The organism is Kocuria flava (assembly GCF_001482365.1).
Lineage (GTDB): Bacteria > Actinomycetota > Actinomycetes > Actinomycetales > Micrococcaceae > Kocuria > Kocuria flava.
Map to the genome: position 1 here is coordinate 2277762 of NZ_CP013254.1, position 22633 is coordinate 2300394.

Here is a 22633-nt window from a genome sequence, read left to right on the forward strand (position 1 = left end):
GGTCAGGTTCCTGTCGTCTTGGCCGACATCGGTGTGGGTTTGTTCCGCGCCGAGGAGCGGGTGTTCGAGGCAATGCTAGGCAGGCGGAGGGCGTCGGTAGCCCCGAGAAAGTAGCTAACTCCCGCCTCCTCAACTTCCGTGCCTACGGGTTCGTATTGGAGCGGGGCTGAGGGCTCCGATCTGGACCTCCCCGGGGATGGCGCAGGGGCGGCCGGGAAATGGTTCAGGCTTTGGGGGGTGCGGTGGAGGCTCGGGGGATGAGTTCGATGCCGTCGGGGATGGTTTCTTCGATCGCGTCCTGGGGGTCGGTGTCAAGGAGCAGGGCCACGGCGCGGCGACCCATCTCGAACAGGGGCATGCTCACGGTGGTCAGGGGTGGGTCGAAGGCACCGGCCAGGGGGTGGTCGTGGATGGCGATCACCGAGATGTCATCCGGGACGTGTTTGCCGTGGGCGCGCAGGCCCACGAGCAGCCCGGAGGCGGAGGCGATGTTGGCCACGACCACCCCGGTGGTCTCTGCCCCGGCGGCGAGCAGCGCGTCGGTGGCGGTGTTGCCGCCGGTGAAGGAGTAGTCGGCTTCCAGGATCGGCCCGGGGGCCAGGCCGTGGTCGGCCATGGCTTTGCGGTAGCCGCTGGTGCGGCGGCCGGCGGATTCGGCGTGGGCGGGCCCGGAGAGGTGGGCGATGCGGGTGTGGCCGAGGTCGATCAGGGCGGTGGTGGCCCGGTGGGCGGCGGCCTCGTCGTCGAGCAGCAGGTAGCGGCGGCTGCCTTCGGCCCGGCGGTTGAGCAGCAGCCAGGGCACGGGGGCGTCGGCCGGTGGGGTGTCGGTCTGGCCGGCGGTGGCGATGAGGATCCCGTCGAGACCGCCGTGGGCGCCGAGGTCCAGGAACTGTTGGACGCGTCCGGGGGTGCGGGCGGCACTGGCGACGATGAGGGTCTTGCCGCGGGCGTCGGCTTCGGTCTCGGCGCCGTCGACGACCACGGCCCAGATGGGGTTCTCGAAGTTGGGGATCACCAGTCCGAGGGTGTTGGAGGTGGCGGTGCGCAGGCTGCGGGCGATGCGATTGGGCTGGTACCCCAGCTCTTTCACGGCCTGGCGGACCCGTTGGCGGGTCTCCTCACGTGCCCGCAGGGCAGGGTCGTCGTTGAGCACTCGTGAAACGAGGGAACGATCGACACCTGCCCTGGCGGCCACATCAGCGATGGTGATTCGTTTGTTCACCCTCCCACAGTAACCATGGAGGTGACGGCCAGAACGCCCACGGAGATGATCACGATGGCCAGCAGGTCGAAGACCAGCCCGGTGCGGAACATGCGGGTAATGGGCACCATCCCGGAGCCGTAGACGATGGCGTTGGGCGGAGTGGAGACCGGGAGCATGAACCCGCAGGAGGCCCCAAACACTGCCGCCAGGGTGGGGACGGTGGGATCCATGCCCACAGCCACCGCGATGGGGATCACGACCGGGACGACCACGCCGACGGCGGCGGTGTTGCTGGTGGTCTCGGAGATCACGATGGCCAGCACCACGGCGAGCACGGTCACGGCCACGCCGCTGGTGAGGCCGAGCCCACCGGCGACCCCGGTGCCGATGACCTCGGCCAGACCGGTATTGGCCATCAGCCGGCCCAGCACCAGTCCGGCCCCGACCAGCACCACGGTGCCCCAGTCGATGCGCCCGGCATCGGCCCAGGAGAGGGTGAACTTCCGCTGCGCCCAGTTCAGGGGCAGGAAGAACAGCAGGGACGCCCCGATCAAGGCGGCGGTGCCCTCGTCGATGGCGGCGAAGGCGGCCAAGAACCCGGTCTCGGGGGCGGCGATGAGCTCCACCAGGCTGGGGCCCACCCACAGCACCACGGCGACCAGGAAGCAGATCAGCGTGTTGATCTCCCCGCGGCTCATCGTGCCCATGGCGTGGCGTTCGGTGCGGATGTACTCGGTGGCGCCTTCGATCTTGTTGATCTCGGGGCGGTTGAACAGCCACAGGGTCAGGCACATCGCGGCGAACATCACCACGACCAGCGGCCAGGTCAGCTGCCCCCAGGTGACGAAGTTGAGGCTGACCCCGACCTGCTCTTCGAGGAAGCCGCGCCCGACGATGTTGGCGGTGGACCCGATCGGGGTCAGCAACCCGCCCACGCTGGCGCCGTAGGCGATCATGAGCATGACCAGGGTGGCGAAGCGGGTGTGCTTGAAGTCCTTGATCCCGGCCGCGTGGGCGACCTCCGGGCCCAAGGCCCGGACAATGCCCAGGCCGATGGGCAGCAGCATCGCCGCGGCGGCCGAGTTGGACACGAAGGCCGAGACGATCGCGGCGACCCCGCCGAAGGCACACGCCACCCGGGTGGTGGACTTGGCGACCCCAGGCAAGGCCAACACGCTGATCGCGAAGCGGCGGTCCAGCCCGTGCACGGACATGGCCCGGGCGATGATAAATCCGCCGATGACCAGGAACAAGGTGGAGCTGGAGAACGCCCCGAAGACGAAAGCGGTGGCGTCCTGGGTGCTGTCCGGTTCCAGGGTCGGGATCTGCAGCACCACGCACAGGGCCATGGCCAACAGGGAGGTGATCGGGATCGGCAGCGCCTCGGTGACCCACATGATGATGACGAACACCATCACCGCGGCCAAGGCCTGCTGATTGGCCTCCAAGGGCAGGGGCAGCAGCAGCATCAGCACGAAGGCGGCCGGGCCGGCGAACAGGCCGATGGTCTTGCGGATGCGGTCGAACCGGTTGCCGCCGGCGTCGTGGTCCTCGATATCGGCGTCGAGAACGGGTGGGGCGGGCACGGGCGGGGCGGTGGGCGTGGTGGTCATCGGTGATCTCCTTCGGGCGGGCACGAGGGTCGTTTAGCGCCGGGTCCAGGCCCCGACGGCGGCCGCGCACATGGCGGTGGCCTCCCCGAGGTAGTCGGCAGGATCGATGCGGGTCGGGGTGGTGGTCAGGTCGGCGCCGGCGGCTGCCACGGCGGCGGTGACGGCCTCGCTCAAGGTGGCGCGCCCGGCGCGGACCTGTCCGACGGCGGAGTAGACGACGTCGTGGGATCTCTCGCGCCCGAGCACCGGGGCGAGGGAGATCATGTAGGCCTCGGCCATGATCAGCCCGCCGTCGTGGTCGAGGTTGGCCCGCATCCGGGCGGCATCCACGCGCAGCCCCTCCACCAGTTCGGCGGTGGCCTTCAGCGCGGCGGCGGTCAGCCCCATCAGGTGCGGCAGGACGTACCACTCGATCTGCCACTCCCCGGCGGCGCGCTCCTGGGGGACCTCCATCGCCCGGAACATTCCGGCCGACAGCGGCCCGGCGACTCCGGAGAGCCCGATGATGCCCTCGGCCAGGATCGGGTTGGCCTTCTGCGGCATCGTCGAGGACGCCCCGCGGTGTTTGCCGGCGGCCTCGCCGATCTCACCGATCTCGGTGCGGGAGAGATCGATGACGTTGCGGGCCATCCGCGCGCACGTGGCGGTCAGGGCCGCGGCGGTCTGGGCGAAGTCCGCCAGCCCGTCCCGGGACGGGTGCCAGGACACGTCCGTGGTGGACAGCCTCAGGATCTCGGCCACCACTGCCCGCACCTCGCGGCTGCGCGGGCCCTGGGCGGCGTTGGTGCCCCCGGCCCCGAACAGCGAGACCACCCGCACCCCCTCGGCCGCGGCCGCCCAGCGGGCCCGCTGCCGGGTGAGCTCGGCCAGCAGCGGGGCCAGCTGCGCCCCGAAGGTCGTGGGCACGGCCTGCTGGCCGTGGGTGCGCCCGGGCATCAGGGTTCCGGCGTGCTCGTCCACCAGCCGGGCCACCGCGTCCCCGATGTTGTTCAGGTGGTCGGTGATCACGGTGCTGGCCTCGGTCAGCTGCAGCACCAGGCCGGTGTCCATGATGTCCTGGGTCGTGGCCCCGTAGTGGACCCGACCGTCCGGACCGGCCGGCAGGGACGCGGCGATCTGACGCACCAGCCCCAGGATCGGGTACCCCACATTGCGCGCCGAAGCCCACAGCGCCTCGTAGTCGACCTCCAGGTCCTCACAGGCCTGGGCCACCGCCTGGGCCTCGGCTCCGGTGATCACCCCCCGGTCCCCCTGGGCGGTGGCCAGGGCGGCTTCGGTGCGCAACCAGGAGGCGACCATCGACTCCGGGCTGAAGACCGCGCTCATCCGCGCGTCCCCGTAGTTGTGCAGCAGCAGATCGAAAATCTGCGGTGACGCTGCTGCGGCGCCTGTCGGTGCGGTGGCGGGTGAGGGGTGCAGGGAAGAAGTGGTCACAGTGGCTCCTCAGTCGTGAGCAATCGATTGATCACGATCAAAGATGAGTTAGCTCACACTGTCAACCCCGGTGTGTTATCCGCGTCACCGGTAGCGATCGTCTTCGGGGCCGTCGTCCCGGCACCCTGTGGGCCGCCTGATCACCCGTTGTCAGATCTGGTCCTGAGATGAAGACGGGGCGACATCAATTCCCGTGCCGGCGTCTTGCGCACTGAGGCCACCCGAACCTGAGTCCTGTGGCGGGCCGAACCATTGCGGGCCGGTCCAGGGGCAGTGACTGCCAGAACAGCTCTGTTCCATCCGCTTTACATAGGGTCAGCTGCCGGTCCCACGGCAGTTACTGCATCTACTCCCACATCCCCTCCGGCTTCCTGGCACCGCCGCGACTGAAAACCAGCCTTAGGTCCCAGATCCTGTACTTGACTACCGGAGTGGCGCAGCCTGTCGGGTTAGCCGCGCGAACTCCTGGCAGGACCAGCACGCCCATGGCCAGGCGCACGCGTTACCCCGAGGCCGTGCCGGGCTCCACCAGGGTTGCCGCCGCCCCCTTTTTGGGTAGACTGGTCTACCTAAGAAGGGGGCGATTATGACGACATCTCCGCACAACGCCGAGCGGCGCCGTGGATCGGCCCGGGAACGGCTGTTGGAAGCGGCCGCGGGCCGGTTCTACGCCGAGGGCATCACGGCCACGGGCATCGACGCGATCACCGCCGAGGCGGGGGTGGCGAAGATGAGCTTGTACAACAACTTCGCCTCCAAGGCCGCCCTGGTGGAGGCCTATCTGCAGGACCGGCACGAGGAATGGCTGGCTCTGTACGGGGCCCGCCTGGCAGAGGCGCCCACACCCCAGGAGCGGGTGCTGGCGGTGTTCGACGCCTACCTCGATCACGCCGGTCTCGCCTATGACCACGGCTTCCGCGGCTGCGGGCTGCTCAACGCCGCGGCCGAGCTGCCTGCCGGTGACCCGGGGCGGGTGGTGGTGCGCCGGCACAAGGAGCAGGTCGAGGACCTGCTGGTCGAGCACCTGAACACGCTCACCGATCCGACCGAGGCCCGCCGGCTCGCGGAGCACTTCAGCTTCCTGCTGGAGGGGGCGATGGCCCGGGCCGGTCTGGAGGGCGATCCGGCCCGCCTGATCCATGCCCGGACGATCGCCGGAGGCCTGCTGGCCGGACTGGGGGCGGCCCGGTGAAGGGTACGACGGGCGGGATCTTCGCGATCCTGGTGACCGCGTTCCTGTGGGGCACGACCGGTACGGCGGCGACCTTCGCCCCGGAGGCCGGCCCGCTGGCGATCGGTGCCGCCGCGCTGGGGGTGGGCGGTTTGCTGCAAGCGGGGATCGCGGTGCCCGCCCTGCGCCGGGGGCGCCCGATGCTGTGGGCCCACGCGGGGCTGGTGGCCGTCGGGGCCGGCGCGGTGGCGGTCTACCCGCTGGCGTTCTACTCCTCGATGCATCTGGCCGGGGTGGCCATCGGCACGGTCGTCTCCTTGGCCTCGGCCCCGCTGGCCTCGGGGGTGCTGGAGCTGGTCCTGGAGCGCGAGCCGTTGAGCCGGTGGTGGGTGCTGGCGGCGTTGCTGGGCATCACCGGCAGTGCCCTGCTGTGCCTGTCCAAGACCGGTCAGACGAGCGGGTCAGCCATCGACACCGTCACCGGGATCGGGCTGGGCCTGGTGGCCGGAGCGACCTACGCCCTGTACTCCTGGGTGGTCCACCGGCTGATGGGCCACCAGGTGGAGCGGGCGGCGGCGATGGGCGCGGTCTTCGGGACCGGCGGGGTTCTCCTGCTGCCCGTGCTGGCCGCCACGGGGGCGCCCCTGCTGGCCTCGAGCCAGTCGTTCGCCGTGGCCGCCTACATGGCCCTGGTGCCGATGTTCCTGGGCTACTACCTCTTCGGGATCGGACTCACCCGGCTGCGCCCGAGCACGGCGACCACCCTGACCCTGACCGAACCGGCCGTGGCGGCACTGCTCGCGGTCCTCGTGGTCGGCGAACAACTGGCGGTGCTCGGCTGGATCGGGCTGTCGATCCTCGCCGCCGCGCTCATCGTGCTCGCGCTGGCACCGACCAACACCACCGGACCCCGACCAGCGGCCGCCGCCGGCGACGCTTCCAGCGAGAGCATGCCAGCCGGCACGAGCCCAGCCACCCAGGGAAGGCAGGCCGAGGCCGCCCCAGCACCGCTGCAATGACGGCGGCGTCGACAAGGGGCCGATGCTCCTGAGCGAACGGGAAGCTCAACCGCACCCGCAGGGGCGGTTGAGCTCCGCAGACGACGACGGTCCCGCCGCCTCCCGGTTTACGTATGACGGATTAGGGGCGGACTGCGCGGCGGTGGAAATGTCCAGGGAATGACCTCCTGGAGTCGCTGGGAAGTGCACTGGCGTCGGGCGGCCTGATGCCTGAGCTGTCAGGCCGCCCGTTCCTATGGGTCGCTAGAGAGCATCTGCGGGTTCGGTGGTGCTCGAGGCTGGTGTCAGCCGTCGGGCGATGCGTTGACCAGTTTCGCGTAGCAGGGCCGCGGAGAGCTCCGGGTCGGTGGCGCTGTCGGCTTCGGTCATGGCGCTGAGGGCGTAGACCTGATTGATGCCGTGAGCAGGCAGCCGGTCGGCGCCCAGGGCGTTGTGACCCACCACCGCGATCACCGGCACCGGGGCCGCGCGGTGCGCCACGACCACGGGCAGCTTGCCCGAGAGGGTCTGGGTGTCCAGCTTCCCCTCCCCGGTGATCACCAGATCGCATCCGGCCACTTGGGTGTCGAAGCCAAGCAGGTCCAGGAAGAAGTCCGCCCCGGAGGCCATCCTCGCGCCCAGCAGCATCGCGGCCCAACCCAACCCCCCGGCGGCTCCGGCCCCGGGGACACCGGCGGCCTCCTCGGCGGGCCAGCCGGCCTCCCACAGGCGCCGGATCAGCGCCCCCAACCCCTCCTCCAGCACCTCGAGGTCGTCCGGGGTGGCGCCCTTCTGCGGGCCATAAACAGCCGCCGCCCCGTGGGGGCCCAGCAGGGGATTCTGCACGTCGTTGGCCGCGATGAGCTCCACGCCCCCCAGATCGACGAGGCCGGTAAGGTCGACGTCGGCGATCGTCCCCAGGGTGCCACCGGTGGGCACGAAGGGGTGCCCGAGGGCATCGCGGAAGACCACTCCGAGGGCGCTGAGCATTCCGGCGCCGCCGTCGGTGGTGGCGCTGCCGCCCAGGGCCAGCACGATCCGGGCCGGGCGGTGGGCCAGCACGGCCCGGATGGCCTGGCCGAACCCGACGCTGCTGCTGGTGAGCGGGGCCGGTTGTCCGGGGGCCAGCATCTGCAATCCGGCGGTGGTGGCGACCTCGACCACGGCGGTGGTGCCGTCGAAGGCCACGGTGGTGGTGGCCGGCTCACCGGTGGGGCCGGTGATCGGCACGGTCATTGCCTGGAACCCGGCACCCAGAGCGGCCTCAACGCTGCCGTCCCCGCCGTCGGCCAGGGGCAGGGTGCGCACGTCGATGCCTGGGGTCTCGTGGCGCAGACCGGTGGCCAGGGCCTCGGCGACCTGGGCGGCGGTCAGCGACCCTTTGAACTTGTCCGGGGCGATCAGGATGCGCGGCGTGGTCGTGGTGGTGGCGCTCATCGGAGGGCCTCGCCCACCAGCTCGTCGTCGCGTCGCCAGGACGTGCGGGCGGGCGTCCGGTAGATGTTCTCGGCCATGGTGTGGTCCATGCGTGGTGTCCTCAGTCTCGAAAAGGAATGCTCTGCGGCGGGGCGCTGAGCCCTGAGTGAAAGCGTGGGTGAGCCTGTCGCAGGCCCCGAATAGGCAGGGGCCGACCGGCACGATGCCGGCCGGCCCCTGAAAGCGCCCCGGGGTGGGTGGGACTGCCCTGAACGGCTAATGCCTCAGGCGGAAGTCAACGACTTGGCCAGGGCCTCGACGATCGCCTCGGTGATCTCGTTCGTGTCGGCGGTGCCGCCGATGTCGCGGGTGAGGTGCCCGGCGGCGGTGGTGGCCTCGATCGCGGCCTCCACCCGGCGGGCCTCGGCGTGCAGGCCGAAGTGGTCGAGCATCAGGGCCGCGCTGGCAACGGTGCCGATGGGGTTGGAGATCCCCTTCCCGGCGATGTCCGGGGCCGAGCCGTGGACGGGCTCGAACATCGAGGGGAACCGCCGCTCCGGGTTGAGGTTCGCGCTGGCGGCCAGGCCCAGGCTGCCGGCCAGGGCGGAGCCGAGGTCGGAGAGGATGTCGGCGTTGAGGTTGGAGGCCACCACGACCGAGAGCTCCTCGGGGTGGAGGATGAACTTCGCGCTCATCGCGTCCACCAGCACCGACTCGGTGGCCACATCGGGATAGTCGGCGGCCACGCGGGCGAAGACCTCGTCCCACAGCACCATGCCGTACTGCTGGGCGTTGGACTTGGTGACGCTGGAGACCTTCCGCACCGCCCGGGTGCGGGCCAGATCGAAGGCAAAGCGGATGATCCGCTCACAGCCCTTCTCGGTGAACAGGGAGGACTGAATCGCGACCTCATTGCCGGGACCCCGGCCGGAGAGATTGCGCCCGCCCAGCCCGGCGTACTCGCCCTCGCTGTTCTCCCGCACCACGACCCAGTCCAGCTCGGTGTCATCGGCCGTGCGCAGCGGGGACACCACACCAGGGAGGAAGCGCACGGGACGGATGTTGGCCCACTGGTCGAAGTTCTGGGTGATGTTCAGCCGCAGCCCCCACAGGGACACGTGGTCGGGGACGTTCTCCCACCCCACCGCCCCGAAGAGGATCGCGTCGAAGTTCTTCAGTTCCTCCAGACCGTTGGGGTCCATCATCACCCCGTGCTCGGCGTAGTACTCGCTGCCCCAGGGGAACTCGGTCCACTCGAAGGAGAACTTCCCGTTGGACTGCTCGGCGAGGGCGTCGAGGACCTTGCGGCCGGCGGCGACGACCTCCTTGCCCACCCCGTCGGCGGGGATCGAGGCGATCTTGAAAACCTGGTGCTCAGCCATGGTGGTGCTCTCCTTGTCGAGGTCTATCTGATGTTGCCCGCATCACATCGCGGTGTCAGATACCAGTAGAGCGCCCCGGAACACATAAGGTCCAAGACTCAATTCGCATCCCCTACATAGGGAAGTTCTATGATGCGGAGGAGTGGGCTGCCGTGTGCCGGGCGGCGACCTCCAGGAAGGCTCGGGCGGCCGGCGTCAGGTCTGACGGGCGACTGAGCACGGCCACGTGCAGGACCGTGGTCGGCTCGATTCCCAGTACCCGCAGCCCCGCCTGGCGTGCCAATGGGGTCCAGGACGAGGGCATCACCGCGTGCCCGACGCCAGCCAGCACCATCGGCAGCACCGAAGTGCGGTGGGCGACCTCGGCGGCGATCTGCACCTGCACACCCCCTGCCAGGGCGTCGTCGACGAGCCAGCGCATCAGCGAGCCCCGCTGGGAGGCGACCACCCGGTGGCCGGCCAGGTCCTGCCGGCCGATGGCCTCACCCTCGCCGAAGTCGTCGGCGTTGGGGTTGACGATCAGCACCAGCGGCTGCTGCTCCAGGTGCATCACCTCGACCTCCGCGGAACGGAAGGGCCGGTCCGAGCCCAGGATCCCGATCTCCGCGCTGCCGGTGCGCACCGCCTCGGTCACCTCGTCGGGGGTGAAGGCGGCGGCGACATTGAGGGTCACCGCTGGGTGGGACTGCGCGTAGGCGGCGATCATCGACGTCAGCGGCTCGATGCCCGGGGAAGGCATGGCGATCACGTCTAGGCGGCCGCTGCGCACCCCGCGCAGATCATCGATGGCCGCCCGGGCCGCGTCGAGATCACGGACCACCACCCGGGCCGGACCCACCAGCTCCTGACCGGCCTCGCTGAGCACCACCCGCCGCCCGATTCGGTGGAACAGCGAGACCCCCAGTTCCCGCTCCAGACCCTTGATCGTCTGCGACAACGAGGGCTGGGCAATGATCAGCTGCTCCGCAGCCCGGGTGAAGCCGCCGTGATCCACCACCGCCAGGAAATACTTGAGCTGCCGAACGTCCATGTCTGCCTTTCACTTCTCGTGCACCCCTGGGTCCCGGGGCCGGTTCTGCGACCGGCGACGACGCAGGCTGGTCGCCACCGCATCGGCGCTCTGGCGCGTGCAGTGATCCAAGGTGTCGGATCGTGCCCGGGGCGCGGCCGGAGGTGGCGAAGGGTCGCGGGTCGATCAGAGGCCCGAAGCCGTCTCAACCACTGAACCCATTGGTTCTTCCTATCGGCGTAGTAGATAACAGGCCTTGGACGTGATGCAAGTCACGGGCGCATGGTGAGTCCATCCCACCGATGGAAAGGACCAGGACCGTGCAAACCCAGCAACCCGTCTCTGCCGGCCCCACGAGTGCTCCGCCCCGCACGGATGTGCGTACCGCCCTGCTGGGCGGCAAGACCTTCCGCAGCCTCAGCGAGCAGACCCTCTCGCCGCGGGAGGAGAAGTTCGAACGCGCCCGCCAGACCACCGGGCTGTTCCTGGCCCCAGCGGTGGCGATCCTCTTCGCGCTGCTGCCGCTGAACCTGGACGCGACCCAGCAGACCCTGGCCGCGGTGCTCCTGGGCGTGATCGTCCTGTGGATCTGCGAGCCGGTGCCCATCCCGGTCGGCGGCCTCATCGGCGTGGCCGCCGTGGTGATCCTCGGCGTCGCCCCGGCCGGGGACGTGCTGGCGCCCTTCGGCTCCACCACGATCTTTACCTTCATCGGCGCCTTCATCCTCGCCGCAGCCATGCTCAAGCACGGCATCGCCCAGCGCTTGGCCTTCGCGGTCCTGTCCCTGCCCGGGGTGGGGAAGTCCACCTACCGCATCATCATCGCCTTCGGCGTGATCACCTGCATGCTCTCGGCCTTCGTCTCCAACACCGCCACGGTGGCGATGCTGATGCCCACCGCCCTGGGCATCCTCGCAGTCATCGCCCAATTGATGCAGGACCGCGGCGTCGTGAAGGCCGACTTCGATCCCCTGCGCCTGCGCGTGGGTGCGGCCCTGCTGCTCATGCTCGCCTACGGTGCGTCCGTCGGCGGTCTGCTGACTCCGGTGGGCTCCCCGCCCAACCTCATCGGCCGCGGCCTGATCGAGGAGGCCACCGGCACCCGCATCTCCTTCGCCCAGTGGATGGCCGTGGCCTTCCCCATTTGCGCGGCCATGTTCGTGGTCCTGGCCGTCGTGATGTTCCTGCTCAACAAGCCCGAGATCCGCCGGATCGAAGGTGTGGAGGACTACATCCGCGAGCACCGTGCGGCCCAGGGGCCGATGTCCCGGGCGGAGAAGAACACCCTGGTCGCCTTCGGCCTGACCGTCACCCTGTGGCTGCTGCCGGCTTTCGTCAGCCTGTTCGCCGGCACCGAGTCGGCCGCCTACATCTTCCTCGACGATCGCCTCGACGAGGGTATCGTCGCCGTGCTTGGCGCCTCCCTGTTGTTCATCCTCCCCACCAACTGGAAGAAGCGTGAAGCCACGCTGACCTGGTCCGATGCCGCCAAGATCGACTGGGGCACCATCATCCTTTTCGGCACCGGCATCATCTTCGGCTCCCTGCTGGCCGATACCGGCCTGGCCGAGACCATCGGCACCGGGGCCTCCGAGAACCTCAACATCACCAACGTCGTGGCGATCACCGTCTTCTCGGCCGTGCTTGCGGTCCTCATCTCGGAGACCACCTCCAACACCGCCTCGGCGGCGGTGATCGTGCCGATCGTCATCCCGCTGTGCCAGGCCATGGGCGTGGACCCGTTCGTGCCCGCGATGGCCGCGACCTTCGCCGCCTCCTTCGGGTTCATGCTCCCCGTCTCCACGCCGCAGAACGCCATCGTCTATGGCACCGGGGCGGTGCCCATCACCCGCATGATCCGCACCGGCATCGTCTTCGACATCCTCGGCGTGGCTTTGATCGTCAGCATCGTCCCGGTGATGATCGCCCTCGTCGGCATCGGTGGATAACACACCCTCCATTTGCGAGAGCGGCGCCAGACGGTCGCGAACTCGCCGGAGAACGGATCCTTGAGGCCCCACCATGACGGTGGGGCCTCAAGGATTTTCCGTGCCCAAGCCCCAGCGAATCCCAGCAGCCACCGCGTGTCCTGCCCGGGGGACTGCAGAGGCACCATCTGCTTTACATATGGCCAGTTATCAGCCGTTAGCCCCACGGGAACGACGTTGCAGTGGGGATTCCCACGCGGACGGTGCCCGGTATGGATTTGACCGCAGAGGCCCGCGGCGAGCCCCTGCACGGAGGCCCCGTTGAAGAACCAGTTTGGCGATCAGCTCCGGAGGCAGGGGCCTGTGGCAGTAATGATCAAATGCGTTGAGTCGCGGTTGCTTGGCCCTTCGCATTCGCTTCGCGGATCTGGTCGGTCATGTCGGTGTAGAACTCGTCCTGGGGAGTTTTGATGCCCCACCCGCGGCCGAGGTTCTCGATGTAGCCGCACCAATGCCAACCGATGATCCAGGGCTCTGCAACGGCCCGCGCCAGGCCACTGGCGTAGTCCGCGCCGCGTTCGGCTTGGGTGTCCATGTCGCTCGTGCGGTGGGGGTTCATGTCCGTGGGGACCCAGTTGCCGATGTCTGCGATGACCACTGGCTTGCCCGTCAGCTCGTGCCACCCACGGAGGTCTTCGATCATGGTCGCGTATTCTTCGTCGGATTTCCCGGTGAAGTACTGGACGGAGAGGACGTCGACGAACGGCACCATGGCGCGCAGGACCGCTTCGGGAATGCCCTTGTTGCCGTTGTACCGGTCCCCGAGGATCAAGTGGTCCGGATCATAGCGCCGAATTGCCTCGGTAATCGTCCGGTAATACTGAGTAGCCACGTCGAACAACTTCTGGTCGTGCTCGGCTTGGCTCAGTCCTTCGAATCCGGGCCAGAACCGTCCGGAGGCATGTGGCAACCACCCCGGGATGTCGACGAGGAAGTAGCCGACCAGGTTCGGGCTGCCTTTGTGATCCGACACCATGCGCCGGGCGAGCCAGTCCGCGTACTTGTGGAAGTCCTCGCCGTACACGTCTCGGTACGCCGGGTGACCGTTCCAGTCCTCGATCTCCTGCACTCGGATCTGCACCACATAGGGCATTCCGGCGTCGAGAAGGTGCTGATCGGGCCAGGGATGGGAGTGGCCGAGGTCGACAGGGTCGCCGAACCAGTCCAGCGCCTCGCCCCATCCTCCGCTGACGTACTGGGATGTCCATCCGATGGTGTTGAAATTCAGATCCTGGAGGTCGCGGACGACTCCCTTGGTCCATGCTTGGCGTGAGCCGTACTTGCGTTCGAAGACCTCCACGTTGTGTGGATAGCGGAGGTCGGTGTCATCGAGGTGGTTGAGGGCCAGGGAGATGAACGGTTTGTCGTCCGGGTCGATGAAGCTCCAGGAGCCGCTCTCGCTTTGGGCCACGCGGAAGAATGCACCGGAAGTGCCTGTGGTTGAAGACATCGTTAGTCGATCCTTTCAGTCCTGGCGTTGTTGATGGTCTCTGCTGACCGGGTCCCGTATCCGGAAGCGGTGCACCCGAGGCCCGGGGCGCTCGGTCGCCCGGGTCCCGGCATGTTGCTATTCCCGGCCGAAGAAGTCCAGGTAGGCGGATGCCAGCGCTTCGGGGTCCTCCTCCGCCAACTGGTGGCCCCACGGGAGAATGACTCCGCGCACGTCCTCGGCGACCTCGCGCATCTGGCGCTCGTTGTCGGCCCCGATGAAGTACTCGCTGCCTACCGCGAGGACAGGCATCGTGAGCTTCTTCTTCGCTGCCTCACGGTTCTGGTCGGCGTCGTCGAGGGTCGCACGGTAGATCTCGAGCATGCTGCGCAGCCCGCCCGGTGAGGAATAGCAGCGGACGTACTCGTCCAGGGCGTCGGGGGTGATGGCCTGTGGGTTGTGGGTCTCGTGCTTGATGAAGTAGTTGAAGTACTCTCGCTCTTTGCCGCTGATGAGGAATTCGGGGAAGTGGGGGACGCTGTAGAAGTTGATGTGCCAGAGCCACACGTAGGTGCTGACGTTTTCACGGGTGAGGAACGAGTAATCCTCCAGGCCGAAGCCGGGGAGGATCATCTCCTGGTACACGAGCTTTTTCACGCGATCGGGGTACTGGGCTGCGACCTGGTAGGCGGTCGAGGCTCCCCAGTCCTCTCCGACGAGGTTGAAGGTCTCGTATCCGAGGTGAGTGGCCAGCTGGGCGATGTCCTCGGCCATGTTCTTCATGTCGAAGCCGTTCTCAGGGTGCTCCGAGTCGCCCAGCCCGCGGAGGTCCGGGGTGATGACCGTGTAGTACGGCGTCAGCAGGGGAACGACGCGGCGCCAGTGGTATGACGTCTTCGGCACTCCGTGCAGCAGAAACAGCGGTTCTCCCTGGCCGGCGATGGCGTAGTGCAAGCGCACGCCATTGACGAATGCCCGTCCGTGCTGGGCCGGGCGGCCGTTGTGGTCCTGGATGATCTCCATGCTTTTTCCTCCTGTGTTGCGTGGTGGCGACCGGCGTCGGCCGGCCAGGGTCAGTGTTGGTGGCTGAAGGCGGCGTCGAAGGAGGCCTCAGGGGTCTTCCAGAGCAGGGATCGGACGAAGCGGACGGCTTCGGCGGCGCCGTGGAGGCGATCCATGCCGGCGTCCTCCCATTCGATGGAAATCGGCCCGGTGTAGCCGATGGCGCGCAGGGCCCGGAAGGCGTCCTCCCAGGGCACGTCCCCGTGCCCGGTGGAGACGAAGTCCCAGCCCCGGCGGGGGTCGCCCCAGGGCAGGTGGGAACCCAGGATTCCGGATCGCCCGGTGGCCGGGCGCAGGCGGGTGTCCTTGCAGTCCACGTGGTAGATCCGGTCGGCGAAGTCGGTGATGAACCCGACCGGGTCGATGCCCTGCCACATCATGTGGCTGGGGTCCCAGTTGAACCCGAAGGCTGGCCGCCGGTCGATCGCCTCCAGGGCTTGGACGCTGGTCCAGTAGTCGTAGGCGATCTCGGAGGGGTGGACCTCGTGGGCGAAGCGCACCCCTTCGCCGTCGAAGACGTCGAAGATAGGGTTCCACCGCGCGGCGAAGTCCTCGTAGCCGGCTTCGATCACGGCGGCGGGCACCGGTGGGAACATCGCCATGTACTGCCAGATGGAGGATCCGGTGAAGCCCACGACGGTCTCGACCCCGAGTTTGCGGGCGACCTTCGCGGTGAGTTTGAGCTCTTCGGCCGCGCGGGCCCGCACGCCTTCGGCCTCACCGTCGCCCCAGACCCGGGAGCCGACGATGGCTTCGTGGCGGAAGTCGATGGGGTCATCGCACACGGCCTGGCCGGTGAGGTGGTTGGAGATCGCCCATACCCCCAGCCCGTGACGATCGAGGATGGCCATGCGCTCAGCCAGGTAGGCGTCGTCCTCGGCGGCCCGCCACACGTTGAGGTGTTCTCCGGAGCAGGCGATCTCCAGTCCGTCGTAGCCCCATGCGGCGGCCAGGCGAGCGACCTCCTCGAGCGGCAGGTCGGCCCACTGGCCGGTGAACAGGGTGACGGGGTGTGTGTTTTGAGGAGTCATGGTCGCATCCTTCTCGTCGTGGATATCGGCTCAGTCCGGCACAACAACCGTGGTGGGCGCAGAAGACCGGTGCCCAGGATTGCTAGGGGCTCCGGTGACGTCCACCCACTGACCCGAGGTTGCCGAGCTCAGCACCGCCTCGGTGAGGCACGCCGCTCGGAGGCCGTCATCGAGGGTGGGCAATCCGTCCACGTCGTCACCGCGGGCGGCCCGGTAGGTGTCTGCCACGAAAGACGTGAAGGCATCGCGCCACCCCTGGGGGTGTCCGCCGGGTGACTGGTCGTAGGCGGTGGACAACGGTGAGGCATCGTCGTCGGCCCGGTTCCAGATCCGGGTTTGTTCCCGTCCACCGATCCACAGGGTGTTCGGTTCCTCTTGGCGGAACTCATAGGAGTGGACCGGCGTGTCGATCGCGATGCGCAGGTCGTTCTTGTGCCCCGGGGCGGCCTGGGAGATCGCAGCGCTGCCCACGGTTCCACTGTTGAGGCGGAAGACCAGCAGGGCGGCGTCCTCGGTGGCCACCGGCACCGCCTCGGGTCCGCGGGTGTCGTAGACGGTGGACAGGTCCGCCATCAGCGAGGTGATGCGTTGCCCGGTGACGAACTCCAGCAGGTCGCACCAGTGCACCCCGATATCGGCGAAGGCCCGGGACTGACCGCCCTCGGTGGGGTCCACCCGCCAGTTGGTGTCCGTGGGGCGTGACAGCCAGTCCTGGAGGTAGCAGCCTCTCACCAAATGTGGCCTTTCGGCCCCGGAGAGCAGCCGTGCTCGCAACTCGCGCACCGAGGAGTAGAAGCGGTAGCCGAACGGGACGGTGGCCACCAGGTCGGTCGACCGCCAATAATCCACCATGGCTTGAGCATCGGCCCGGGTGGTGGCCAGGGGTTTCTCGCAGATCACATGCTTGCCGGCCTCGAGAGCGGCGCGCACCAGGCCGGGGTGCGTGTCGTTGGGGGAGCAGATGTGCACGACCTCCACGCGGGGGTCCTGGATCAGCTCCAGGGGGCTGGGGTGGGACTCGCGGGCCCCGGTCTGCTGGGCTGCACGCTGACCCGAGGCCGCGTCCCGGCCGGCCGCGGTGAGCACCTCGTGGCCGGCCGCTCGGACGGCGTGGGCGTGGACCCGGGCGATCATGCCTCCGCCGATGATTCCTGCTCGCATTGGACTACTTCCTCCGTGCCAGGGCCACGGCGAGGATGATGATGATGCCGCGGACGATGTTCTGCTGGCTGGTTTCCAGTCCCGCCAGGACCAGGGCGTTGTTGATCACGCCGATGAGCAGCGCCCCGACCACCGAGCCGACCACGGCTCCGCGGCCGCCGAAGAGGCTGGTGCCGCCGAGGATGACGGCGGCGATGACCGACAGCTCGTCCCCGCTGCCCCACTGGTAGCGGCCGGACTCGAGGCGACCGGCGTAGAGCATGCCGGCAAGCGAGGCCGCGACCGCGGAGGTGAGCAGAACACTGAAGATGATCCGGCGGGTGCGCACCCCGCTGTAGATGGCGGCCTGCTCGTTGCCGCCGGTGGCCAGGACCCGACGTCCGTAGGCGGTGCGGTGCATCACGATCGCCCCGATGACCGTGGCGATGATGACCCAGATCAGCAGGGCCGGGATCGGGCCCAGGGATCCCCCGCCGAAGAAGGCGTTGAAGCCGGGGGAGAGGATGGGCTGCGGCGCGGATCCGGTGATCCACATGGCCACGCCCATGGCGATGCCCATCATGCCCAGCGTCACCAGGAACGAGGGGATCTTGGCGAAGGCCACCAGGCTGCCGTTGACCAGGCCGACCAGCACCCCGGTGCCGATCCCGGCCAGAGCGCCGACGACAGGTCCGCCGGCGGCCACGCCCATGGCGGCGGTGACGCTGGCGAGGCCGGCGACGGCGCCGACGGACAGGTCGATCTCGGCGGCGGCGATCACGAAGGTCACGGCCACCGCCATGAGAGCGATCATGGCGGTCTGCCGGAAGATGTTGAGCAGGTTCTCGGTGGTGGCGAAGCCGGAGTCGTGCAGGAAGAGCACGCAGATCCCGTACACCAGCACGATGCCGATGTAGATGATGTAGTTGCGCCAGTCCAGCGGGGCTTTGCGTGCAGCGGTGCCTTCTTGCACCGGGGCCGGGGATGGGGTCGAGGTGGTGGTGGACATGTTCAGACTCCCTGAATGGTCAACTGGAGCGACTCTTCGTCGTGGATTTCGGAGCGGTCCAGGGTCTTGTGGAGCCGGCCCTTGCGCAGCACCAGCACGCGGTCGCTGACCGCCAGGAGCTCGGCAAGTTCCGAGGAGATGAGGATGACGGCGGTGCCCGAGCGGGCCAGGTCCCGGATGAGTTCGATGACTTCGCCTTTGGTGCCGATGTCGATGCCGGCCGTGGGCTCGTCCAGGATGAGGACCTTCGGCTCGGTGGACACCCACCGGCCCAGCACGACCTTCTGCTGGTTGCCCCCGGACAGGAGCCGGATCTCGAGGCCGGGGCTGGCACCCTTGACCTCGAACTTCGTCAGCACGTCCTGCACGAACCGCCGCGATCGCCCCTCGTCCATGAGCGGGCCCTTCCGGAATCGGGACAGCAACGGCAGCAGCAGGTTGTCGCGCACACTGTGGGAGAGCACCAGCCCCTGTTCCCGGCGGTCCTCAGGCACCAGGCCGAAGCCGGCCTCCATGGCCGAGACCGGATCGGTGACGGTGACGGGGCGCCCGTCGATGAGGATCTCCCCGTCGCGGTGCTTGTCGATGCCGAACAGGGCTCGGGCCAGCTCGGTGCGCCCCGAGCCCATGAGCCCGGCCAGCCCGAGGACCTCCCCGGGATGCACCGTGAAGGACACGTCCTCCAGGCCGTGGTCGGTGGACAGCCTCTTGACCTCCAGGCGTGGGGTGCCGGAGCGATCCACGACGTGGGTCTCGTAGGCCAGGGCGTTCTCGAGCCGGCGCCCGATGATGGCCTCGACCAGGTCTTCCGGGGTGATGCTGGTGGCGTGGTCGGTGAGCACCACGGCGCCGTCGCGCATGACGGTGATCCGGTCGGTAACCTGATAGATCTCCTCCATGCGGTGGGAGATGTAGACGATCCCGATGCCCTGGGAGGTGAGCCGCTTGATCAGGTCGAAGAGGATCTCGGATTCCTTCTTCGACAAGCTGGCGGTGGGCTCGTCCAGGATCAGCACCCGGGCGTTCTGCGAAACCGCTTTGGCGATTTCGGTCAGCTGCCAGTACGCCGTGCTCAGCCGTTCCACCGGGGTGCGTGGGTCGACGGGCACCTCGAAGGTCTCGAAGATCGCCCGCGTCTGCTCGACCATGGTGTCCTCGTCGATCAGGCCCATGGCGTTGCGGGGCTCCCGGTTGAGGAAGACGTTCTGGGCGACGCTGAGGGTCGGGACCAGGCTGAATTCCTGGAACACCATGCCCACCCCGGCCTCCCGGGCGGTGATCGGGGAGTCGATGGTGACGGGGTTCCCGCCCACGAAGATCTCCCCGGCGTCGGCGCTGTAGACGCCTTGGAGGATCTTCATCAGCGTGGACTTGCCGGCCCCGTTCTCACCGGCCAGGGTGTGCACCTCACCGGCGAGGACTTCGAAGTCCACGCCCTTCAGTACACGGTTGACGCCGAAGGCCTTCTCGATCCCGCGCATGGACACGGCGGTGGTGCCGGTCTTCGGCGGTGGCGTTGCGGTTGCGTGGGCCATGGCTACTCCAGTCCTGCCACATCGACCCACTGGCCGTTGTCGGCCGAGGCCAGGATCGCGTCGGCGATCTTTTCGATCTGGTACCCGTCGGCGAAGTTTGGGCTGGCTTGGGTGCCGTTGACGATGGCTTCGAAGAGGTCGTGGGCCTCGATGATCTTGGTCTCCCCGTAGCCGATGCCCAGAGCCGGGATGGGCCACAGCGCTTCCCCGTTGGGGTGGGCCGGTCCGGTGTAGATGGTGCGGAAGCCCCGCTCGGCCGGGTCGTCGGAGGCGAAGACCACCTGCAGCTGATCGCGCTTCTCGTAGTCGAAGGTGACGGAGCCTTCGGTGCCGTGGATTTCGAAGGTCAGGAAGTTGTTGCGCCCCCAGCCGTTGCGGGTGGCCTCGAGGCTGCCGATGGCGCCGTTGTCGAAGCGCAGCATGGTCATCACTTCGTCGTCGACGTCGACGGGCTCCTTCGGGGCGTTGGCGTCCCCGCCGGCGCCGAGCTTGTCGACGGTGCCGCTGGGCACGGGGCGCTCCGGGATCCAGGTGCGGGCCTGGGCGCTGACCGAGGAGATCTCTCCCACGAGGTAGCGGGCGATGTCCACGACGTGGGTGCCGATGTCGCCCAGGGCGCCGCTGCCGGCGAGGTCCTTGCGGAAACGCCAGGACAACGGGGAGTCGGGGCTGGCCGACCAGTCCTGCAGGTAGGTGCCGCGGAAGCTGAGGATCTTCCCCAGGCGCCCCTCGTCGATGAGCTTCTTGGCGTAGGTGATCGCCGGGGTGCGGCGGTAGTTGAAGGCCACCATGGTGGTGCAGTTGGTCTGCTGTGCCGCCTCGTACACGGCCTTGGCCTCTTCGGCCCCGCGGGCCAGGGGCTTTTCCGAGATCACGTGCTTACCGGCCTGCAGAGCGGCGATGGCGATCTCCGCGTGCAGGTGGTTCGGGGTGGCGATGTCGATGACGTCGATGCTCGGGTCCGCCACTGCATCACGCCAGTTGGTGCCGGAGCGGTTCCACCCGAACCGCGCGGCGGCCTCGGCGGCGGAGTCCTCGTTCACGTCGATCAGCAGCTCCCGCACCGGCTGTGCCGGGGCCGGCCAGAAGAACATCGGCATGGTGGCGTAGGCCATGGAGTGGGCCTTGGCCATGAAGCCGGCCCCGATGATGGCGATCTTGAATTCCTGCATGATGGGTCGTCCCTTTCGTAGGTGTGGTGGAGCGGTCAGCTCGTCGGAGCGGTGCATTCGCTGAAGGACTGCTGGACGGTTTCGGGGGCCGGCTGGTGATAGACGTCCTCCCAGGACTCCAGGAGGTTGTCGTGGTGGACCGGTAGGGCGCCCAGGGCGACGTAGGGAGGGGCGTCCTTGCCGAGCAGCCCGTAGGCGGCCAGGGTCGCCTCCGCCACACCCTGGTCGTAGGGTCGTTGGGCTCCCAGGCCGGCCACCATCGAGTTCTTGGCCATGGCGATGGCCACGTTGGTGCCGAGATCTTCCGTGGCGATCTTGATGTCCTCCCGCTCGGCCGAGCGGACGGCGGCCATGATCCCTTCGGTGGGCACGTCCCACACGCCCCAGATGCCGTTGATGTCGTCCTGGTACCGCAGCAGCATCGCGTTGGCGGTGTTCTGGGCCTGACCGGCCAGGTCATCGCCCGAGATCCCCCGCTCGGCGATGATGTGGATGTCGGGGTAGTCCTTCTTGATCGTGTCGACGAACCCCTGGTGCCGCTGATTGGTCACGAAGAAGTCCACCCCGAACTTGATCACCCCGATGTTCCCCTTGCCCTGAAGCGCCTGGGCCATGAGGTGGGCGGAGACGACGCCGTTGCCGTAGTTGTCGGCGGAGACCGCGGAGATGTAGTCCTCCCCCGGGGTGAAACCGGCCGGGACGTTGTCCATGAACACCAGGTGGATCCCCGCCTGGGCGGCCTTGCGGTAGGCCTGGGCGGTGGCCACGGCGTCGGTGGGGATCGAGATGATGATGTCGGGTTTGCGGGCGATCATGTTCTCGATGTCGGAGACCTGCTTGCTCGGGTCCTGGCCGGCATCGGTGACCGCGATGATCTCGACACCCAGCTCCTCGAAGCGGGTCTCCAGCCCGTTGAGCTGGGCCGCGGTCCAGTCGTCGCCGGTGTAGTGCATGACAATCGCCGCGGTGGCCTTCTTGGCCTTCACCTGCTCGATCTCGCCCTCGCTCAACTGCACGGAGTCGGCGGAGACCGGGTCCTCGCCCTGGGGGCCCTGGCTCAGAACCTGGCCCTCCATCTCCTGCAAGGCTTCCTCGGCAGGGGCGTAGTCGGGCAACAGGCAGGTGCTGTTGGCGGTGGTGGGCGCGCACGCGGTCGTCAACACCGACACGGCCAGGACACCGGCCACCGCAGTCAGGCGCAGGCGGCGGGTCACAGTCCCAGCCCCGTCAGGTACTGGCGGCTGCGCTGGGCGGCCTCGGCGGGATCACCGTCGTAGTAGTCCAGTTCGACGACCAGCCAGTCGTCGTAACCGGCGCCCCGGACCTCCTCGAGGATGCCGGGAAAGTCCAGTTCCCCATCACCCAGCGGCAGAAAACGACCGGTGGCGGCCTCGTAGTCCTTCAGATGAACCAGGGTCAGGCGGTCGGCGTATTTGCGGATCGCCTCCGCGGGGTTTCCGCCTCCAGCGGCCAGGTGCGCGGTGTCGGGGCAGAAGCCGATGCCGGTCTCGGCGAAGACGGTCTCCAGCTGCTCCGGTGACTGCACGATCGTGCCCAGGTGCGGATGGAAGCAGGCCCGCAGCCCGTTGCTCTGGGCGATCTGCGCCACGCTGTCCAGCGCCCCGCCCAGTCGCTTGTAGTCGTCGTCCTGGATGCCGGTCGCCCGGATGGCACCCCCACCCAGCACGAGGTGACCGGCCCCGGCGGCCGCAGCCAACTCGGCAGTGGACCGGACCTTGTGCAGCTCATCGGCCAGCGCATCGGCGTAGATGAAGCTTCCGCCGGTGTAGACGCTGACGAGCTCGAGCTCGTGGTCGGACAGGGACGACTGCAGGCCACCGAGGTCAGAGGCGAAGTCGTGGAGGTTGCCCTCGAACATCTCCACCCCGGCGTAGCCGGCCTGCTGAATGGGGCCGAACGACTCCGTCACATTCCCTGCGGACCGGTAGTAGAGGTCCTTGATGCTCGTGACCCCCGTGGGGTCCCCGACAACTCCGCCCCAGGTGATCGAGTGATAGGCCAACTTCATGGTGTGCTCCT

General features: G+C 68.3%; 18 protein-coding genes. 3 read left to right on the plus strand and 15 right to left on the minus strand.

Annotated features, from left to right (window positions below; translation table 11 throughout):
* Positions 1-223 precede the first annotated feature (223 nt).
* From AS188_RS10165 to AS188_RS10175, 3 genes are read right to left on the minus strand one after another with little or no spacing between them, the layout of a single operon-like run.
* On the minus strand, positions 224-1222 hold the full coding sequence (locus AS188_RS10165) for a LacI family DNA-binding transcriptional regulator (RefSeq protein ID WP_083529391.1): 999 nt from the start codon (positions 1220-1222) through the stop codon (positions 224-226).
* Positions 1219-2817: an SLC13 family permease gene (locus tag AS188_RS10170; protein WP_058858753.1), complete on the minus strand. Its 1599-nt coding sequence runs from the start codon at positions 2815-2817 to the stop codon at positions 1219-1221. The genes AS188_RS10165 and AS188_RS10170 overlap by 4 nt, the downstream gene beginning before the upstream one ends.
* Positions 2818-2850: 33 nt before the next feature.
* Entirely contained in the window at positions 2851-4251 is a 1401-nt protein-coding gene (locus AS188_RS10175; protein WP_211268300.1) for a lyase family protein, read from the minus strand.
* Positions 4252-4837: 586 nt separating this feature from the next.
* On the opposite strand from AS188_RS10175, the gene AS188_RS10180 reads away from it, so the two are divergent.
* Positions 4838-5443 (plus strand): TetR/AcrR family transcriptional regulator, encoded by a 606-nt coding sequence (locus AS188_RS10180; RefSeq protein WP_058858754.1) that lies wholly within the window; start codon positions 4838-4840, stop codon positions 5441-5443.
* Positions 5440-6441 (plus strand): DMT family transporter, encoded by a 1002-nt coding sequence (locus tag AS188_RS10185; RefSeq protein ID WP_058858755.1) that lies wholly within the window; start codon positions 5440-5442, stop codon positions 6439-6441. Before AS188_RS10180 ends, AS188_RS10185 begins: the two co-directional genes overlap by 4 nt.
* A 243-nt stretch (positions 6442-6684) precedes the next feature.
* On the opposite strand, the gene AS188_RS10190 is transcribed toward AS188_RS10185, so the two are convergent.
* The 3 genes from AS188_RS10190 to AS188_RS10200 all read right to left on the minus strand — a co-directional run bounded on the left by AS188_RS10190 (position 6685) and on the right by AS188_RS10200 (position 10248).
* A complete protein-coding gene (locus AS188_RS10190; RefSeq protein ID WP_058858756.1) occupies positions 6685-7857 on the minus strand; it encodes a glycerate kinase in 1173 nt (390 codons plus the stop codon).
* A gap of 263 nt (positions 7858-8120) precedes the next feature.
* Entirely contained in the window at positions 8121-9218 is a 1098-nt protein-coding gene (locus AS188_RS10195; protein ID WP_058858757.1) for a tartrate dehydrogenase, read from the minus strand.
* Positions 9219-9345: 127 nt separating this feature from the next.
* The gene (locus AS188_RS10200; RefSeq protein WP_058858758.1) at positions 9346-10248 is read right to left on the minus strand and encodes a LysR family transcriptional regulator; all 903 of its coding nucleotides are present in this window, start codon (positions 10246-10248) and stop codon (positions 9346-9348) included.
* A gap of 356 nt (positions 10249-10604) precedes the next feature.
* On the opposite strand from AS188_RS10200, the gene AS188_RS10205 reads away from it, so the two are divergent.
* Entirely contained in the window at positions 10605-12176 is a 1572-nt protein-coding gene (locus AS188_RS10205) for an SLC13 family permease (RefSeq protein WP_180814681.1), read from the plus strand.
* Between the two features lie 355 nt (positions 12177-12531).
* Here the strand turns inward: AS188_RS10205 and AS188_RS10210 are convergent, their stop codons facing one another.
* The 9 genes from AS188_RS10210 to AS188_RS10250 form a co-directional block, all read right to left on the minus strand.
* Positions 12532-13665, minus strand: coding sequence for a hypothetical protein (locus AS188_RS10210; protein WP_058858760.1), 1134 nt, complete (start codon positions 13663-13665; stop codon positions 12532-12534).
* A gap of 117 nt (positions 13666-13782) precedes the next feature.
* Positions 13783-14667 carry an alpha/beta fold hydrolase gene (locus tag AS188_RS10215; RefSeq protein ID WP_081994287.1) on the minus strand — a complete coding sequence of 295 codons (885 nt, stop codon included), beginning with the start codon at positions 14665-14667 and terminating at the stop codon, positions 13783-13785.
* Between the two features lie 50 nt (positions 14668-14717).
* Positions 14718-15737, minus strand: coding sequence for a sugar phosphate isomerase/epimerase family protein (locus AS188_RS10220; protein WP_058858761.1), 1020 nt, complete (start codon positions 15735-15737; stop codon positions 14718-14720).
* A gap of 30 nt (positions 15738-15767) precedes the next feature.
* Positions 15768-16898: a Gfo/Idh/MocA family oxidoreductase gene (locus tag AS188_RS10225; protein ID WP_058858762.1), complete on the minus strand. Its 1131-nt coding sequence runs from the start codon at positions 16896-16898 to the stop codon at positions 15768-15770.
* A gap of 4 nt (positions 16899-16902) precedes the next feature.
* Positions 16903-17886, minus strand: a complete 984-nt coding sequence (locus AS188_RS10230) for an ABC transporter permease (RefSeq protein WP_083529392.1) — start codon at positions 17884-17886, stop codon at positions 16903-16905.
* A 2-nt stretch (positions 17887-17888) separates the two neighbouring features.
* Positions 17889-19421 (minus strand): sugar ABC transporter ATP-binding protein, encoded by a 1533-nt coding sequence (locus tag AS188_RS10235; protein ID WP_058858763.1) that lies wholly within the window; start codon positions 19419-19421, stop codon positions 17889-17891.
* A 2-nt stretch (positions 19422-19423) separates the two neighbouring features.
* Positions 19424-20593 carry a levoglucosan dehydrogenase gene (locus AS188_RS10240; RefSeq protein ID WP_058858764.1) on the minus strand — a complete coding sequence of 390 codons (1170 nt, stop codon included), beginning with the start codon at positions 20591-20593 and terminating at the stop codon, positions 19424-19426.
* Positions 20594-20628: 35 nt separating this feature from the next.
* Positions 20629-21807: a substrate-binding domain-containing protein gene (locus AS188_RS10245; RefSeq protein ID WP_058858765.1), complete on the minus strand. Its 1179-nt coding sequence runs from the start codon at positions 21805-21807 to the stop codon at positions 20629-20631.
* Positions 21804-22622, minus strand: coding sequence for a sugar phosphate isomerase/epimerase family protein (locus AS188_RS10250; RefSeq protein ID WP_058858766.1), 819 nt, complete (start codon positions 22620-22622; stop codon positions 21804-21806). Before AS188_RS10250 ends, AS188_RS10245 begins: the two co-directional genes overlap by 4 nt.
* Positions 22623-22633: the final 11 nt, after the last annotated feature.